At 60.0% G+C, this 18,310-nt stretch carries 10 protein-coding genes, 2 tRNA genes and 1 pseudogene; 9 read left to right on the top strand and 4 right to left on the bottom strand.

From position 1 onward, the window contains the following. The first annotated feature begins 17 nt into the window (after positions 1–17). The 4 genes from B0G75_RS17740 to B0G75_RS17725 all read left to right on the top strand — a co-directional run bounded on the left by B0G75_RS17740 (position 18) and on the right by B0G75_RS17725 (position 4,039). Positions 18–632 (top strand): GNAT family N-acetyltransferase, encoded by a 615-nt coding sequence (locus B0G75_RS17740; RefSeq protein ID WP_106308073.1) that lies wholly within the window; start codon positions 18–20, stop codon positions 630–632. Positions 633–1,159: 527 nt separating this feature from the next. Beyond that, on the top strand, positions 1,160–1,747 hold the full coding sequence (locus B0G75_RS17735) for a YSC84-related protein (RefSeq protein WP_106308070.1): 588 nt from the start codon (positions 1,160–1,162) through the stop codon (positions 1,745–1,747). A gap of 350 nt (positions 1,748–2,097) precedes the next feature. After that, the gene (locus B0G75_RS17730; RefSeq protein WP_258194526.1) at positions 2,098–3,021 is read left to right on the top strand and encodes a transporter; all 924 of its coding nucleotides are present in this window, start codon (positions 2,098–2,100) and stop codon (positions 3,019–3,021) included. Between the two features lie 706 nt (positions 3,022–3,727). Then, positions 3,728–4,039, top strand: coding sequence for a DUF4148 domain-containing protein (locus B0G75_RS17725; protein ID WP_106307943.1), 312 nt, complete (start codon positions 3,728–3,730; stop codon positions 4,037–4,039). A gap of 216 nt (positions 4,040–4,255) precedes the next feature. Here the strand turns inward: B0G75_RS17725 and B0G75_RS17720 are convergent, their stop codons facing one another. Then, positions 4,256–5,167, bottom strand: a complete 912-nt coding sequence (locus B0G75_RS17720) for a LysR family transcriptional regulator (protein WP_106307940.1) — start codon at positions 5,165–5,167, stop codon at positions 4,256–4,258. Between the two features lie 165 nt (positions 5,168–5,332). Between B0G75_RS17720 and B0G75_RS17715 the strand changes: the two genes are divergently transcribed. The 4 genes and pseudogenes from B0G75_RS17715 to B0G75_RS17700 all read left to right on the top strand — a co-directional run bounded on the left by B0G75_RS17715 (position 5,333) and on the right by B0G75_RS17700 (position 12,800). Further along, complete coding sequence (locus B0G75_RS17715) at positions 5,333–8,779, top strand: molybdopterin-dependent oxidoreductase (RefSeq protein ID WP_106308064.1); 3,447 nt, start codon at positions 5,333–5,335, stop codon at positions 8,777–8,779. Between the two features lie 25 nt (positions 8,780–8,804). After that, a complete protein-coding gene (locus B0G75_RS17710) occupies positions 8,805–9,740 on the top strand; it encodes an ornithine cyclodeaminase family protein (RefSeq protein WP_106307937.1) in 936 nt (311 codons plus the stop codon). 24 nt (positions 9,741–9,764) lie between these two features. After that, complete coding sequence (locus tag B0G75_RS17705; RefSeq protein ID WP_106307934.1) at positions 9,765–11,216, top strand: short-chain fatty acid transporter; 1,452 nt, start codon at positions 9,765–9,767, stop codon at positions 11,214–11,216. Positions 11,217–11,461: 245 nt separating this feature from the next. Then, positions 11,462–12,800: pseudogene (locus B0G75_RS17700) on the top strand (IS1182 family transposase). A gap of 793 nt (positions 12,801–13,593) precedes the next feature. Here the strand turns inward: B0G75_RS17700 and B0G75_RS17695 are convergent. From B0G75_RS17695 to B0G75_RS17685, 3 genes are all read right to left on the bottom strand, one after another. Further along, the gene (locus tag B0G75_RS17695; RefSeq protein WP_106307931.1) at positions 13,594–14,826 is read right to left on the bottom strand and encodes an integrase arm-type DNA-binding domain-containing protein; all 1,233 of its coding nucleotides are present in this window, start codon (positions 14,824–14,826) and stop codon (positions 13,594–13,596) included. A gap of 152 nt (positions 14,827–14,978) precedes the next feature. Further along, positions 14,979–15,065: transfer RNA gene (locus tag B0G75_RS17690), tRNA-Leu, on the bottom strand. Between the two features lie 241 nt (positions 15,066–15,306). Then, a tRNA-Leu gene (locus B0G75_RS17685) sits at positions 15,307–15,393 on the bottom strand. Between the two features lie 351 nt (positions 15,394–15,744). On the opposite strand from B0G75_RS17685, the gene rnr reads away from it, so the two are divergent. Further along, positions 15,745–18,246, top strand: a complete 2,502-nt coding sequence (gene rnr, locus B0G75_RS17680) for a ribonuclease R (protein WP_106307928.1) — start codon at positions 15,745–15,747, stop codon at positions 18,244–18,246. The last annotated feature ends 64 nt before the right edge of the window (positions 18,247–18,310 follow it).

Below are 18,310 nucleotides of genomic sequence, written 5' to 3'. Positions count from 1 at the left end.
TCACTTCACTCATGGTTATGAGCGACGCACCTCGGCTGACTCTCGTTGGTAAGACCATTGATCTTCGCATCCTTGAACTCCAAGACGCGCCTCGGCTCATCGACGCTGCGGCAGACGGCGAGTTATGGAACTTGAAAGTGACTGTCGTGCCGGGACCGTCGACTATCGACCCATACATCGCTACAGCATTGCGGGGGCTTCACGAAGGTCACGTGATCCCGTTCGTTGTTGTCGCTCGTGACAGCGGCCGCATCATCGGCAGCACGCGCTTTTGGAAGATCGACCGGGGCAATAGGAAGCTGGAAATCGGCCACACTTGGCTGAGCAAGTCCGTCCAACGAACGGCGGCAAACACTGAGGCAAAATACCTTTTGTTGAAATATGCGTTCGAAGTAATGCAATGCGTCCGCGTCCAGTTCACAACCGATGAACTCAACGAGAAGTCGAGGGCGGCGATATTGCGCATCGGCGCAAAGCAAGAAGGTATCGTTCGTCATGAGCGGATCATGCCTGACGGCCGCAAGCGGAATTCGGTGCGGTTCAGCATCATTGATACCGAATGGCCTGACGTCAAAGCAACGCTGGAAGCCAAGCTAGCGCATCCAATGGAAGCGCCGAATACGGTTATCTAGTTCTCTGGGCGCGCCGCGCCGTGGTGTGAAACAGCGCGAACGCCATCGATTACTGAGCGGCCAGCGTGACCGCCGACAGCGCATACAGTTGTGTCGTTGTGAGTTTGGGAACCCGGCAACCGTTTCGCTAGCGCACCTGGGACGTCCTGTTCGAACGGCTGCTTTGGAGATCGGCCACTGTCCCTCGTGGGTCGCGTGTTGTGGATCGACCCCAACGGAGATCGAGTCGCCGATGCGGTTTGCATGGGGCACCGTGCGGCCAGGACAGGTCATTCACGCGTGCCGTTGCACGGACACTCAAACGTCTGAAGTACATCAGGAAGCCGCCAGCCCGCTCGCTATGACGAACGCATACCGGCAGTCGAGCCGGCGCACCTCTGCAAGAGGCTGCCATCACCATATTGGACCTAAGTCCTATTGCGCAACGCGCGAGTCTGCCAAATATTGTTGGCACGACGATGAACCAGGAACCCGGCCGGACAGGCAGAGGTAGTGAATTTCGACCGTAGCCCTTGATGGAGGTGATGATGCCCAGACGTTCTGTTCTGAAGACAGGTGCCGCAACGTTAATAATCGTGGGACTGTCGCTGACCAGATTCCCAGCGACAATGACTGAGGCCGTTGCCGCACAGTCCGATGCAGCGAAGCGTCACGAAATCGACGCAAAGGTCAACGCGACACTGTCTCGGCTGTACGAGACAGTCAGAGGCTCAAAAGAACTTGTCGCCAAGGCGGATGGCGTACTCGTATTCCCAGCTGTGATCAAGGCTGGCTTCGTCGCCGGGGGAGAATACGGTCAAGGCGCTTTGCGGGTAGGCGGGAAAACGGTCGGCTACTACAGCACGGCGGCGGGCTCATTCGGCTTGCAGGCAGGTGCGCAATCCAAGGCTGTCATCTTTCTCTTCATGACCCATGATGCGCTTAACAGCTTCCGCAACTCGAAAGGCTGGTCAGTCGGTGGCGAAGGATCGGTTGCGCTGGTGAAGGTTGGAGCGAACGGCCAGATCGATACGACAACGGCTACTGCACCCGTTCAAGCAATTGTGATGACCAACGCCGGACTGATGGGTGATGTGTCGCTGTCTGGCACCAAGATTTCCCGACTGAAAATCTGAAGTCGCTCGCACTAGCGTAGTCGGCCAGTCCCCCGCCATCACGCTTGCAGGAGACCGCTGATACACGAAGACCAGAAGCACGGACACGATTGCCCGAGGGTGCCTCAATGAACAGCACCTGGACGCCGGTGCTAGCCATCCTCTGCGCTTGCGTATTCGGAGGATGTGCAGGAACGTCGTCAATCGTCGGCGTGCCCGGATATAAGAACCGCGCCGTGATACGCACGGAGGGTGGCGTGCAGGCTTCGACAACCGTGCTATCGCCAGAGGAAGCGCGACGACTTAAGGCGTTCCGCTTCTGGACCCGGTTCAGATAGCAGCATCTGCGATGCATATTGGATTGAACCGCGATGAGCAGACGTTCCGCTCACTGGAGTTGTGTTTGGTCCTGCGCCGCTGTTGTGCTCTGGCAGGCGAATACCCTGCACGCGCAAGAGCTGGAGCCGCGCACCTATTCCCCTTCACCCGTCGGCACGAACTTTGTCCTCGCGGGATACGCCCATGTGAGTGGCGACGTGCTCACCGATCCCTCCCTGCCGATAACAGGCGTCAGCGCGCAACTCAACAACTTCGTGCTCGGCTACGTGCGCACGTTCGCACTGGCAAATCGCACGGCGTCGATCGGCATTGCCCAGCCCTTCGTGAGCGGCAATCTGAGCGGGCTCGTCATTGGTGCGCCGACCGAGGTCCACCGCGCCGGCATCGGCGACACGCAATTGCGCTTCGCATTGAACCTGTTTGGCAATCCCGCACTTCAGCCAGAGGCGTTTGCACGCGCAAAGCCTGCCACTTCGCTTGGCGCGAGCCTGACCGTGCAGGCGCCGACAGGTCAATATGTACCTTCGCACCTCGTGAACGTAGGCAACAATCGCTGGGCGTTCAAACCAGAGATCGGGATATCGCAACCTTGGGGAGACTGGTTCTTCGAGGCCTCGGTTGGCGTCTGGTTCTTCAAGAACAACACGGACTTCTTCAACGGTCAGATCAAGCGCCAGGCACCACTCACAGTCACGCAACTGCATAGTGGCTACAGTTTTCGGCCGGGGCTCTGGCTCGCCGTCGACCTCGGCTATGCCCTCGGAGGCGCCACCAGCGTCAATGATGCGTCGAGCAGCGCTCGCCAGGCGAATGCACGCGGCGGCGTCACGCTAGCGGTCCCGCTCGGTCGCGGCTGGTCTGCCAAGCTCGGTTATTCTCGCGGCTTCGTTACCCGCGCAGCGGGTGACTATCAGATCGTTTCGGTCGCGGTTCAGTATCGCTGGTTTGATCATTGAAGGGCGAGCTTTCGAACGGTCGTGGCCTCTTTCGTGGCGCATTCTGTGCATCACGTCGCGACGAACAGCGAAGGGCCGGCTCGTTCCATGGCGCCTCTTCGACGCTAGCAGGTTGGACAGGTTCGTTCTGTTGGACCAAGGTCCGATAGGTGTGGGAAGAGTAGGTGGTTCTGGGTAGGCACGCGTATACTGCGAAACGATGCTGCCCTATGTCGCGCTTGCGGAACTCGAAGCGAATGCTCAAGCCGTCGAGACATGCTGTCCATACCACGCCGATGCATTGGAGCGGCTCGTCCACAAGAAGCTGCCGCTCGTTGCTCGATGCCGCCGCCGTCTCCAATCCGTAACATTGCCGAGGTAGGACTCGGCCCTTCGCTACGTCAGTTAAGGCCGACGAGTTATCCTCCAGTGACGGTTTGGAATGGCCGTTCCACTCGGATACTTGCCCTTGCAACTCCGACTCGCCGACCGGCGGCAACGGATCGAAGAGCGACTCTTGAGGACCGAGACTCCGCCGATGCGAACCTCGCGCGATCCTATTGGCGGCGCAGCCTCGCTGACCAACCTCCGCGATAGCCGGGAGGAACGATGCTTGCGTCTCCTGTGGTGAATCGACCGAAGGAGCGTGATAAGGCCGAAGGGCACAAACTGGGCGATAAGGCACTACGAGTTGGTTCACGACGCGGCGCAGGGAAGGAGACGTGCTATGAGAAATCGGCCTGGAACACGGTCAATACTTCCCGTTCTGGTGATTTTGCTCGCTGGCTGTGTCGCTGGTGGCATGCCGTATACCGGGCCGCACCTCACTCCGATAGAGTGCCGCGACCTAGCGGCACTCAAGACAAACGCGCCCCCTACGATGGCGCAGCACCAAAGCGAACTCGCTGCCTTGAGGAAAGCGGGCTACGACCCGTCACCTTGGTTTGATGATCCGTATTACCCGGATGATCTACAAGCGGCACAGCGCCTGGTCGATTATTGGTTCCAAACGGAGTGCCAGCACCTTCAGCCCGGCTGAGACCGGGAGATCGAGGACTGACTCGGATGTCACCGCTCGGCCATGAGACGTCCTTCACCTGGCTCGTAGGTATGACGTTCGTATGTCGGCTTCGCATCAGTTCCCGGTCGCTCGCGTACCGATGATGCATGCCGCATCTTCCGCCGGAGAGGTCGGTCAGCAGCCGCGGCTGCGAAGGTGATCACGAACGTCCGCTATGCCGTCAGGCAAGATCAACTATTGGATTGTCTTCTTCCAGGACCGGAAGAGATCTAACAGCACTCTCGCGGGCGTCGGCAGGATGCCCTTTCGGTGCCAGACGGCGCCGACGTCCATGGTCGGGATCGGCATGCTCAGATCACGCCTCATAATCCGGTTCCCTTCGAGCGACCACGGACGATAGACGAGGTCCGAAAGAATCGTGACGCCCAAGCCGAGCGCGACCATGCTTCGCACGGCTTCGATCGACGTGCTCTGGATACGCACATGCGGTTCGAGCCCATACTTTCCCCAATACTTGCGAACAGTGCGGACATGCTCGTCCATGTCGAGTAAAAGGTAGTCCTCCTGCGCGATGTCCTGTAGCGTGACCTGTTGCGCATCTTGCAACGGGTGATCCGGATGGGTCCAAAGCCGGCGCATGGAGCGCAGAATCGTTTCATATTTCAGCTCGTCCACGCTGGCCGTATTGGACACAAGCATCAGACCGATATCAAGCCGATTGTCGACGAGACGTTGCTCGATATCCTCACGCGCGTCTTCGATGACCTCGACAGTCAGGTGCTCGAAGCGCTGCGCGACGGTAGCAAGCATTGACGGCATCAGGTAAGCCGAGACGGTTTCCGTGACGCCGACCCGAACGTGGCCCGAAATCTGTTCAGGTTCCTCCTGGGCCGCGACCACGGCGCGCCCGATGGACACATTCGCGTTCTGCACGTGCCGAAGAAATCGCTCGCCGGCTCGGGTCAGTCGCACGCCCCTCGCGTGTCGCTGCAGCAGCGGCACCCCCACGGTGTCTTCGAGATTCTTCAGCGCGATCGTCAGCGACGACTGCGAAACGGCGCAGAGATTGGCAGATCTGGAAATCTGCCCGGTATCAGCCACCGAGATGAAGTATTCGATCTGGCGAAGCGTAATGTGTGTAGCCACGTTGACGTACTCCGCTGGGTTGTGGCGCCGTGCACACCGACCGCTCGAACCGACGACCAATCTGAGGTATTGAAAAATTATATATCGCGAGGCATGAAATATGAATTAGGCAGGGCAATTTCGGCTGCATAGCATCCCGTCATGAAAGGAAACAGTGGAACGATGATGGAGACGCAGGAGAAGAAGGGGTACTGCACGTTATGCCGGTCAAGATGCGGCACGGTCAACACGGTCCGCGGCGACGTGTTGCTGAAGGTGCGCCCCGACAATACGCACCCGACCGGCAACGCGATGTGCATGAAAGGCAAGGCCGCGCCGGAACTCGTACACAGCCCCGACCGGGTGTTGTATCCCATGCGCCGCACTGCCCCAAAAGGGGCGGCCGATCCGCACTGGAAACGGATCAGCTGGGACGAGGCGCTTGACGAGATCGCGACCACGCTCGCGCACGTCAAGCGGGAAAACGGCGCCGAATCGGTAGTGTTCGGCGTGACCACCCCGAGCGGTACGCCGATGAGCGACAGTATCGACTGGGTGGAGCGATTCGTCTGGTCTTTCGGAAGTCCGAATATCTGCTACGCGACCGAGATCTGCAACTGGCACAAGGATTTCGCGCACGTGTTTACGTTCGGCTGCGGCATGCCAACGGCCGATTACCGGAATTCCGACGTCATCGTGCTTTGGGGTACGAATCCAGCCAACACGTGGCTGGCCCAGGCGGACAGTATTGCAGCGGGTCGGCGCAACGGCGCAAAGCTGATTGTCGTGGACCCGAGACCCACGGCGCTTGCGCGCGATGCGGATGTATGGCTGCGCGTGCAGCCAGGCACGGACGGCGCGCTTGCTATGGGAATCGCGCGGCAAATGATCGCGACGGAAAATATCGACGATGCATTTGTCCGCGAGTGGACGAATGGCGCGTTCCTGGTTCGTCGTGATAGCGGACATTTTTTGCGTGAGCGCGACATCGATCCGGAGTCGTCGAACAATCGATATGCGGTCTGGAACGGCGCGCTCAATCGACTCGAACTTGTCAGAGAAGAGGCGCGCACGTCGCCGTCCGATCTGTCGATTTCAGGCTCGCACCAGATTTCTGTATTCGACCTGACGGGCCGGGTGATAGAGGTCACGTGTACGCCCGCTTTCGAGTTGTACTGCGGTGCGCTGTCTGATTACACGCCCGAACACGTGAGTAAAATCACTGGTGTCGACGCCTCGGCGATCGAAATCGTGGCGGCGATGCTCAGCCCACGCCAGCGCATCGCCTATCACGCGTGGTCTGGCGTGGGACAACAGACGAACGCGACGCAAACAGAGCGGGCGATCGCTACGCTGTATGCACTGACAGGTGCATTCGATACGCGGGGTTCAAACCGCGAGTTGCTGAAGCAGCCAGCAAATCCCCTCAGTAACTACGCCATGCTGAGTCCTCAGCAGCGAACAAAGGCACTCGGACTTGACGAGCGACCTCTCGGTCCGCCGTCCCAGGGATGGGTGACTGCGCGCGATGTTTATCGTGCGATTCTCGAGTCCAAGCCTTATCGGGTGCGCGCGCTAGTCGCGTTCGGCACCAACATGGTGATGTCACAAGCCGACAGCGCATTGGCGCGGGACGCGCTGTGCGCGCTGGATTTTCATGTTCATTGCGACCTGTTCGAAACGCCATCCGCCCGCTATGCGGATATCCTCCTTCCGGTCAACACGCCTTGGGAACGGGAAGGACTGCGTCTCGGCTTCGAGATCAATGAGCGGGCCGTCGAATTGGTTCAATTGCGGCAGCGGATGGTGACGCCCCGCGGGGAGAGCCGGGCAGACTACAACATCGTTCTCGATCTTGCGGTCCGGCTCGGGATGGGGGATCAATTCTTCGGTGGCGACGTCGAAAAAGGATGGAACCATGTTCTCGAACCGTTGGGCCTGGACGTCGCGACGCTGCGTTCACATCCCGAGGGCATTTACCGGCCGCTCAAGCAGCAGGAAAAGCAATACGCTTGCACGACGCCGAATGGCCCGCGAGGCTTTGCGACCGAAACGCGGTGCGTCGAGTTCTATTCGGAGAAGCTGCATCGGTACGGCTATCCGCCCGTACCTCAGTACGTACCGCCGAGCCGCGGAGAAGGAGCCCGCGCGGCTGACCGTCGACGCTTTCCGTATATGCTCACTTCCGTCAAGAACGGCTACTACTGCCACAGCCAGCATCGTGGCCTGCCAAGCCTTCGTCGCCGTGCCCCTTATCCCGTCGCGGAACTGAGCGCCGATCTGGCGGCCATCAAGGGCATTGTCGACGGCGACTGGATACGCGTCGCCAGTACAAACGGCAGCGCGCGATTTCATGCGCGAGTGGTCCCCGAACTCGCACCGGATGTCGTAGTCGCGGAGTACGGCTGGTGGCAGGCGTGCGACGAGATCGGCATGGAATCGTCGACGGCCCTGGGAAGCACAAACAGTAACTACAACAGCATCGTGTCCGGCGCCATCGTTGATCCGCTGAGCGGTTCGTCGCCGCTTCGTGCCGTGCCATGCGACGTCACGCTCGACCCGTCGGTCGATCCCGCGCGACGGGCATGGCAAGGATTCCGGGACTTTGTCGTGTCGGCCGTACATGGAGAAGCCGAAGGCGTTCGCACGGTTACGTTCAGCGCAGCCGACGGTGGACCGCTCCCCGACTATCTGCCCGGACAGCATGTGACGATCCATATCCCGGAATTGTACGAAGGAGGAACGACACGTGCCTATTCGCTCACTGGCCATGCGATTGAAAACGATCGCCGGACATACTCGATATCCGTGCGCCATCAGCGAAGCCGAAGTGTCGACGGTGAGCCGTTCGAGGGCGTCATGTCCTCGTATATTCATCGCGAGTTGGCAGTTGGACACCGGGTCTTGCTTCAAGCCCCCAGCGGCACCTTCGTCGTACCCCCGGCTTCGAAGCGACCGGTCGTCATATTCGCGGGTGGGATTGGAATAACGCCTTTCATTTCGTGGCTGGAAACGATCGGACAGCTGGGCACACAAGCGCCGGAATCTCAGCTGTTTTACGCGAATCTCAATAGCTCGACTCATGCGTTCCGGAATCGAATTGCGCAATTGCAGCGTGCGTTGCCAACGCTCAAGATCGTAAATTGCTATAACCAGCCGCGCGACGAAGTACTCGGACGCGACTTCGAGATGCAGGGCTACCTCACAGCGGACGTCGTGGACGACGCATTGATACAGCACCGCGCGCGATTCTATTTATGCGGCCCGGAGTCGATGATGAACGCCATCACGGCGGGCCTCGTCGAGCGTGGCGTACCGCCGTTCGATATCTTCAGGGAGGCCTTTCGGTCTCCGTCGAAGCCGGCCCTCGATCCGTCACAGCGCTTTGCCGTCGAATTCCGGCGCTCGCAGATCAAGGCTGAATGGGCACCCGAACGGGGAAGCCTGCTCACCTTCGGCGAGAGCCTCGGCATCAGCATGCCGAGCGGCTGCCGGGTCGGGCAATGCGAGAGCTGTGCCGTCAAGGTCCTGGCGGGCAAGGTGTCGCATATGACAGGGCATGGGCCGGATGAAGCCGATATGTGCCTCGCCTGCCAGGCGATCCCGGCCACTGATATTTCCATTGAAGCGTGAACGACTCACGAGGAGCAAATCGAGCATGAAATTTTTCGACACGCCAGCGACACGCGAGGCGCTGGACTTCGCCACGTTGATTCCGTCACTGACGAAGGCGTTCATCAAGGGGGGTGAGGTTCCACTCCGACACTCGCACACGATCAATAGCGGCGACGGCAACACCGGCACCGTATTGATCATGCCGGCGTGGGAAGCGGACCGATATCTCGGCATCAAGACCGTGAACATTTTCCCGGGTAACCAGGGTCGCGGAATGCCCGGCTTGCACTCGACTTACGTGCTGTACGACGCCAGCACGGGTGAGCCACTCGCGCAGATGGACGGTAATGAAATCACCTCACGCCGGACCGCCGCCGCCTCGGCACTCGCTGCAACCCTTCTGGCGCGCGACGACTCTTCGCACATGGTGCTGTTGGGCGCCGGACGCGTGGGAAGCCTGGTGCCGGCAGCGTATCGAAGCCAGCTGCCAATCACGCATGTCGAGGTCTGGGACATCTATCCGGAGTCGGCCGCGCGACTCGTGCAGCAACTGCAAGGCGAAGGTTTCAATGCGGCCGTTGTCTCCAGTCTGCCGGACAGCGTGGCGCGCGCGGATGTCGTGAGCTGCGCGACGCTCGCCACCGAGTCGATCGTACGCGGCTCGTGGCTGAAACCGGGAACGCATCTCGATCTTATCGGAAGCTTCACGCCGCAGATGCGCGAGGCTGACGACGATTGTTTCCGCCACGCACGCGTGTTTGTCGATACGGACGAGGCACCGCAGAAGTCCGGCGATCTGATTGGGCCGTTGTCGCGCAACGTGATTTCGCCGGCGGACCTGAACGGTACGCTCGCCGCCCTGTGCCGGGGCGACGTCGGTGGGCGATCCGACGGCAGCGAGCGCACGGTATTCAAAGCGGTGGGGACCGCACTCGAAGACCTGGCTGCGGCAGCGCTGGTTTATGAAAAGCATGTTTAATCACTCGAAGCGTCGGAGACCATGATGAAGGAATTGAACCGTAAGCAAGATCTGGCAGCCTCGACAGTCGACGATGCAGTCGGGCTTGAGCGTATGGCCGCAGCAGTGACCCGTTGGTCGGAAAAGTGGTTTCCCGACGCATACATATTCGCGGCTATCGCGGTTGTCGTCGTCGCTGTCGGCGCCCTGGCGACGGGCGCGCCTGCACAACGTGTGGGCATTGCCTTCGGAGACGGATTCTGGAGCCTGATTCCCTTTACGATGCAGATGGCGATCGTGGCCATTTCAGGCTACGTTGTCGCGGTATCTCCGCCTGCCGCGAAATTGATCGCATGGCTTGCCCGCTTGCCGTCGAACGGCAAGTCTGCGGTGGCATTCGTCGCGCTGGTCAGCATTTCGGCGTCGCTTTTCAACTGGGCAATCAGCCTGATCTTCAGCGGCCTGCTGGTTCGTGCGCTCGCTCGTCGCACCGGGCTCCGTATGGACTACCGAGCGGCGGGTGCCGCCGCCTATCTCGGCATGGGCGCGACCTGGGCGCTGGGATTGAGTTCGTCGGCATCGCAATTGCAGGCGAATCCGGACAGTTTGCCGAAAGCGCTGCTGGCGATCACCGGTGTCATTCCGTTCTCCGAGACGATTTTTCTTCCACAGTCGTTGCTGATAGTCGCCGCTCTGACCGTCGTATCGCTTTTGATCGCCTATCTCTCTGCGCCCGGCGCCGAACGCGCCAAAACCGCGCAGTATCTGGGCATCTCGCTGAACGAGGCGGAACTCGAAGTAGCAGCGCCTTCACGCCCCGGCGACTGGCTCGAGTACAGCCCGTTGATCACAATCCTGATCGTCGCACTCGGCTCTGTTTGGGCATGGCACGAATTCACCACGAAAAATCCGGTGCTGGCCATCTCGAATCTCAATACCTACAATTTCGTGTTCCTGTTGGCCGGGATGCTGTTGAACTGGCGCCCCCGGCGCTTCCTGAACGCCGTTGCGAAATCGGTGCCGTCCGTGGCTGGCGTGTTGATCCAGTTTCCTCTCTACGGAGGCATTGCGTACATGCTGACGAAAGCCTCCGCGCCATCGGGACTACCGTTGGCCGATCATCTTTCTCATTTCTTCGTCACAGTGTCGTCGAACGCGTCGTTTCCGGCGCTGATGGGCATTTACTCTGCCGTCCTTGGATTCTTCGTGCCGTCGGGCGGCGGGAAATGGATCATTGAAGCACCGTACGTGATCGCGGCAGCCAAGGAACTGCAGGTGCATCTGGGCTGGGCGGTAACCATCTACAACGCGGCGGAGGCGTTGCCGAATTTGATCAACCCTTTCTGGATGCTGCCGTTGCTCGGCGTGCTGGGATTGCGGGCTCGTGACGTGGTGGGCTTCACGTTTACCCAGTTCATCGTGCATCTTCCGCTCGTGATCTTCATGCTGTGGATTCTTGCGGGGACGCTGACCTTCCATCCCCCCGTCATGCCTTAATCCGTCTGTGGCGCCAGCCCGGTGCAGCAGGTTGTCAGTTTGGTCTGCTCGTCGTCAGGACAGGTAACGGGCAGACGGACGTTGATTTGGCGATGTCGCTTGATGGCGTACATGAATGCAACGGCTGCAATACCTCAAAAACGGCCGACTCGTTTCCCCTAACCGACTGGCCGCAACGGGTCGAGCTTGTGTGAAAACACCCTGGTCACCTAAACTGGATTAACTCATTCAGCATGGGTGACCGGATGAAGCGATTCATAGAAGGTGAAGATCGCAAGCAGGTGACGCTGCTTCCAGAGTGCCTCGATGACTTTGTTGTTGAGGACAATCCGGTCAGGATTATCGAGGCATTTGTTGAAGAGCTTGACCTTGCATCATTGGGCTTCGATGGAGCAATACCGTCGGTTACAGGTCGCCCGTCCTATCATCCAGCAGTGCTCCTGAAGATCTATATCTACGGGTACCTGAACCGGGTTCAATCAAGCCGGCGTCTTGAGCGCGAATGCCAGCGCAATGTTGAGTTGATGTGGCTCACGGGCCGACTGGCGCCGGACTTCAAGACCATAGCCGACTTTCGTCGTGACAACGGTACCGGCATTCGGAACGTGTGTCGCCGCTTCGTGATGCTCTGCCGTGAGCTGAAGCTGTTCTCGCAAGCGCTGGTCGCCATTGACGGTAGCAAGTTCAAGGCAGTCAATACGCGGGATCGCAACTTCACCGAAGGTAAAGTCGACAAGCGCCAGAAGCAGATCGAGGAGAGTATCCAGCGCTATCTGACCGCGCTGGAGACTGCCGATCGTACGCAACCCGCGGAACTCGAAGCGAAGACGACCCGATTGCAAGATAAGATCGCGCGCTTACGCGAGCAGATGCGGGACCTCGATCAGATCAAGGAGCAACTCAAGACGCAGCCTGATGGCCAACTCTCGATGACTGATCCCGACGCGCGCTCCATGGCAACGAGCGGCAAGGGCTCGGGAATGGTGGGGTACAACGTGCAGGTGGCCGTTGACGCCAAACACCATCTCATCGTGGCTCACGAGGTCACAAACTCTGGCAGCGACCGGGCACAGCTAAGTCCCATGGCAAAAGCTGCGCGTGACGCGATGGGCAAGACAAGGCTGCGGGCAGTCGCCGATCGTGGTTACTACACCGGAACTCAGATCAAGGAGTGCGCGGATGCGGGGATTGCGGTCATGCTGCCGAAGCCCACACACCAGCGAGGAACACGGGATGCAGCTACATCGATACTGGAGCAGCGCCTGTTCGCAATGCCAAATGAAGTCACAGTGCACTCCCAGCGGCCAACGACGGATAAGCCGATGGGAGCATGAGTCAGTGCTGGAGGCAGTTCAACGTCGGCTCGACAGGACGCCGGACGCGATGACAGTGCGCAGGCGAACCGTCGAACATGTCTTTGGAACGTTCAAGCACTGGATGGGCTACACGCACTTCCTGACGCGCAGGTTGCGTAACGTAGGTACCGAGATGAGTCTGAACGTACTCGCCTACAATCTCGCTCGAGTGCTGAGAATTCTAGGTTTCAAGAAGATGATGAAGGCAATGCGGCTGGTGGGTGCGTAAGCACCTCGTAGGTCCTAAACAAAGCCATCAAGCTTCTCTAGAACGCACCGGGGACGCTCACCCTCGTCGTCGCCGTGATGGCCGCAAAGGAGCCAAACGCGCCGCTGGGGGCGCGGGCATGTGCCGCGTCGTAATTCCATCGGGTTTCCACACAACCTGGGTCGGTAAGACTCATTCATTGACAGTGCGAAGTGGGATTTGCCGACGCCATTTTTTGGGAGTCGCAGCAAACCAGCCCGCAGCCGACGCACGGGCGTCGGCTACGCGGAAATGCTGTCCCTGAGACTCCGGCGCGGGCGATCAGACCGCTCCGTTGCCTGCCTTTGAGTCTTTGACAGCGCGATCGCCTGCAGTGCGTCGTGGTGCATGACAGTTGAGTCCTAGATAGAATCCATCGTACTGGCTGATGTGTGGGATGCATTCGGAAGCGGTTTCTACAGCACTTTTTGGCGAGCGGTCCTATGCGCCGCTCACGACGGCTTCCACTTGTTATATGCGGTCTGATCGAAGGCGCGACCGTAATGTGGTTCTTTCAGGCTTTGCGAGGACCGTGTCGGAATATGGCTGCCGGTATCGATGACGGTATCACCACAGAAGTCGTATTCCGATGCCAAGCGTTCGCGATGCTTGAACGAACACGCACGTTGAATTCTCCAGCCCAGTCGGCCCAAAGCCGACGACTGCCGACTGGATATGTCGGCATCGCTGTCGGTATCGAAGCCACGTGACCGGGCGGAGAGTCCGTCAACGCAAGGTTTTCGGTCACCGATTGACAATCGAGTGGGTGTGGCCCTCAGCGCTGCGTGCTTGATCCTGCTTGGGTCGTTAACATGCTTAACCGATCGATATAGTCGGCCCACTCCTGCATGACCCGGCGACGATCATCGTCAAAAGTTGTTCTATCGTAGGCCTTTTGCACATCGCCACGCTTGGCGTGTGCCAGCTGCGCTTCGAGTACATCGATGTCCATCCCGAGTCGCTCTCGTCCGACCGTGCGGAGCATGCCCCGGAAGCCGTGCGTCGCGTGTTTTCCTTGAAATCCCATCTCCCGCAGTGCTTTGCTCAACGCATCTCGATGTAAATGAGGGGTCTTTTGACGAGCAGGGGACGGAAAGACGTAGTGTCCCTTACCGGTGAGTGACTGCAACTCGTTCAGGACGGCGACGGCCTGCTTCGGCAATGGCACGATGTGATCGTGCCGCATTTTCATCCGCTCGGCTGCAACATGCCATTCAGCTGTCTCGAGGTTCACCTCGGTCCACGGCACCGCTGCGACCACGCCGGGGCGAAGGCCGGTCAGCATGGTGAGCTTGAGGGCGGCGCGGGTAATGGGCGACTTGTAGGCATCGATAGCAAGAACAAGCGGCGCAATGTCCGCAGGCTTGGTGATCGCTGGTATATGTCCTTTCCTGTGGCGAGGAACAACGCCGCGCAGTGTTAAGGCGGCACCATCTTCGCGCAGTCCGTTCTGGACCGCGTACGTCACGATGCCACCGACATACTGCCGTGCCTTGGTCGCGAGGTTAGGCGCATGAGAGGCAATTGCTTCGAGTACGGGCTTGACCTCTGGCGTGGCAAGCGTCGAAATGGGCTTGTTGCGAAGTGCGGGAGTCAGGTATTCGCGCACGACAAACTCTGCCTTGCGGTAGGTTTCGTCCGCCCACTCCTTGCGTTTGAAGTCGAGCCAGCGCTGGGCTACGAGATGGAAGGCGCCTTCGGCCATGCGTTTGCGAGCGATGGACTCGGCCTGGCGATATGCAACCGGATCGATGCCTTCGCGTACGAGATTGCGTGCGGTAGTGGCCGACCGTCGTGCATCAGTGAGCGTGATATCGGGGTAAGGGCCGAGGCTGTGGAAGTTTTCCTTGCCCGTGCTCGGTCGTCGATAGCGGAACAGCCAGGTTTTGGTGCCGTTCGGCTGGACCCTCAGGGCGAGTCCGTTTCCATCCGCGAGAAGGTAGGAACGGGCGCGCGTTTTGGCGGCACGGAACACTAACTCTGACTTCGGTTTGACACGTCTGGGCATGAGTTTGCCCCCGAATCTGGTATACGCAACAGTATACGCAAAAATCGTCGATGTCAGTGGAACGCAAGGGATCTGTGGAGAACAAAAAACCCCGTAAGATATTGATCTTACGGGGTTTCTCGGACTACCGCGGCTTACGCCGGAACAACTGATGGTGCCCAGGAGAGGACTCGAACCTCCACGGTGTTGCCACCGCTAGGACCTGAACCTAGTGCGTCTACCAATTCCGCCACCTGGGCACGTCTTCAAGCTAGACCGCTATTTTAGCGTGCTGAATTAGTGTGTCAATCCCCACCTGCAAACTAACTCCGCTTCAATCAACCGCCCGGATATCGCGTGCAATGAAGGGATGCTTCACCACTCGACAACCGTCCCGCCAACCACTCAATCGACCCAACAATCCCTGCCGATAAACAGATTCGGATCATTCGGCTTCACACAAAAAGTAAAGCCGCTCGCAAGCGGCTTTACTTTTGAATCTGGTGCCCAAGAGAGGACTCGAACCTCCACAGTGTTGCCACCGCTAGGACCTGAACCTAGTGCGTCTACCAATTTCGCCACCTGGGCAGGTGATGAACAGCAAAGAACGCCATTATAGCGACAGATTAGAGCCTGTCAAGCGTTTCTCAAAACTCACTTAAACATCGTTGCGACGAGCGTGCGCGCGCCTCTGGACAACCGTCCGGCTTCTATTGACAGGGCCGCTTGGCGCGCAATACGGGTGTTAGAATGCCTCGCAGTAGTTCGTTGGCACGGTGCACACGCCCGTCGGAGTCAGCCTTGAACGAGCTGGACCCGAGCAGTTTTTTTCTGTGCATTTGCAGGTGCAATTCGAGCGCAGCCAAAGCGCAACCAGAGCGTACTGCAATCGCTTCCTAAGCCGAGCCACATCGCCGAGCCACATCGCGACCGACGTCCATGCAACGAGAAAAAATCATCGACAAGCCCTTGAGCAAATTTCCGTATCCGATTCCAAGCCGCGAGGAAATCCTCGGCGTCCTGCGCACGAGTGAAGCCCCGCTTGCCGCTAACGACATCGCCGAAGCCCTGTCGATCAAGCGCCAGGAGCGCGAAGGATTTTTCAAGCGCCTCGGCGCGATGGAGCGCGACGGCCAGATCCGGCTCGATCAGCGCAATCTCTATCAGCTGACTCATCCGTCGAACTTCGTCGCGGGCCGCGTGCAAGGCCATCGCGACGGCTACGGCTTTCTGATTCGCGACGACGGTCAGGACGATCTGTTCCTGCCCACCGCCGAAATGCAGAAGGTCATGCACAACGACCGCGTGCTCGCGCGCATCGTCGGCTATGACCGGCGCGGCCGTCCGGAAGGGCATATCGTCGAGGTCACGGACCGCGCCAACAAGCGCGTGATCGGCCGCCTCCTCAACGAGAACGGCGCGCTGATCGTGGCGCCCGAAGACAAGCGCATCGGCCACGACATTCTGATCCAGCAGAACACCAAGAAGGCCAAGGTCGGCCAGGTGGTGGTGGTCGAGCTGACCGATTTTCCGAGCCGTCATTCGCAGCCGCTCGGCCGCGTGGTGGAAGTGCTCGGCGATATCGACGATCCCGGCATGGAAATCGAAATCGCGGTGCGCAAGTACGGCGTGCCGCACGAATTCAGCCAGGCCGCGCTCGACGAAGCCTCGCGGCTGCCCGACGAAGTGCGCCCGGTCGACGCGCGCCATCGCATCGATCTGCGCGACGTGCCGCTCGTCACGATCGACGGTGAAGACGCCCGCGACTTCGACGACGCCGTGTACTGCGAGCCGGTCCAGGTCGGCCGCGGCGAGGGCTTCCGTCTCATCGTCGCGATCGCCGACGTTTCGCACTACGTGCACCCGAAGAGCGGGCTCGACGCCGACGCGATCGAGCGCAGCACCTCGGTCTATTTCCCGCGCCGCGTGATCCCCATGCTGCCGGAGAAACTGTCGAACGGCTTGTGTTCGCTGAACCCGCACGTCGACCGTTGCGTGCTGGTGTGCGACATGATCGTCACCGCGCGTGGCGAAGTGAAGGCATATCAGTTCTATCCCGGTGTGATGCACTCGGCCGCGCGTCTGACCTACACGGAAGTCGCCGCGGTGCTGAAGAACACCAAGGGCCCGGAGGCTACGCGCCGCGCCGCCTTGCTGCCACAGCTGCAGAATCTGTACGGCGTCTATAAGTCGCTGTTCGCCGCGCGCCAGAAACGCGGCGCAATCGACTTCGATACGACCGAGACGTACATCGTCTGCAATGCGCAGGGCAAGATTGAACAGATCATTCCGCGCACCCGCAACGACGCGCACAAGCTGATCGAGGAGTGCATGCTGGCCGCGAACGTCTGCGCGGCCGACTTCCTCAAGCGCAACAAGCATCCGGGGCTGTTCCGCGTGCACGCCGGACCGACGGCGGAAAAGCTCGAGAATCTGCGCACGTTCCTGCGCGGCATGGGTTTGACGCTGGCCGGCGGCGATAAACCGCACGCGAGCGACTACGCCGCATTGATGGCGCAGATCCGCGACCGGCCCGACGCACAGATGCTGCAAACCATGCTGCTGCGCTCCATGCAGCAGGCGGTCTACAGTCCGGACAACATCGGCCACTTCGGTCTCGCGTACGAGGCGTATGCGCATTTCACAAGCCCGATTCGCCGTTATCCCGATCTGCTCACGCACCGCGCGATCTACGCGATTCTGCAAGGCCGCAAGTATCAGCCCGAGCCGCCGCAAGGCGTCGAGTTGAACACGGCGCTCTCGCCGCGCGCTCGCGCCATGCAACAGGCCGACGACGAAAAACGCGGCCGCGTGCGTGGCAACAACGTGGCGATCTGGGAAGAGCTCGGTCTGCATTGCTCGGCCAACGAACGCCGCGCCGATGAAGCCTCGCGCGACGTCGAAGCCTGGCTCAAGTGCTACTTCATGCGCGACAAGCTCGGCGAAGAGTACGGCGGCATGGTCAACGGCGTGACGTCGTTCGGCATTTTCGTGCAGCTCGATTCGCTCTTTATCGAAGGCCTCGTGCACGTCACTGAACTCGGCTCGGACTACTTCCAGTACGACGAGATCAAGAACGAGTTGCGCGGCGAGCGCACCGGGATTCGTTATCGCCTGTCGGATCGCGTGCGGGTGCAGGTGAGCCGCGTCGATCTGGATGCACGCAAGATCGACTTCCGGCTCGTGCGCGACACGCCGATCAAGCCGCCTCTGGTGCGTGGGCCGTCGGCCGACAAATCGTCCGGTGAGAACGGTGGCGCACGCGTGCGTGCGTTGCCGCCGGTGGAAGGTGGCGCGCCAGCGCCGGGCGCGCGCCGCAAGAAGGCTGCGCCCGCGCAAACCGCGGCGGTCAAGGAAGCACGCGCAGCGCGCGGCGCGGCGAAGAAGCACGGCGCCGCGACCAAATCGGCACCGAAGCCGCAGGCACGCAAGAAGCGCTGAAGCTGCCTGCTTGCTCAAACCGCGCGCATCGGGCACATAGCAACGTGCCGGTTGCGCGCGGTCT

The organism is Paraburkholderia sp. BL18I3N2, from assembly GCF_003001875.1.
Taxonomy (GTDB): domain Bacteria; phylum Pseudomonadota; class Gammaproteobacteria; order Burkholderiales; family Burkholderiaceae; genus Paraburkholderia; species Paraburkholderia phytofirmans.
The sequence above is the reverse complement of the archived record's forward strand: the minus strand, read 5'-3'. Positions and strand labels throughout refer to the sequence as shown.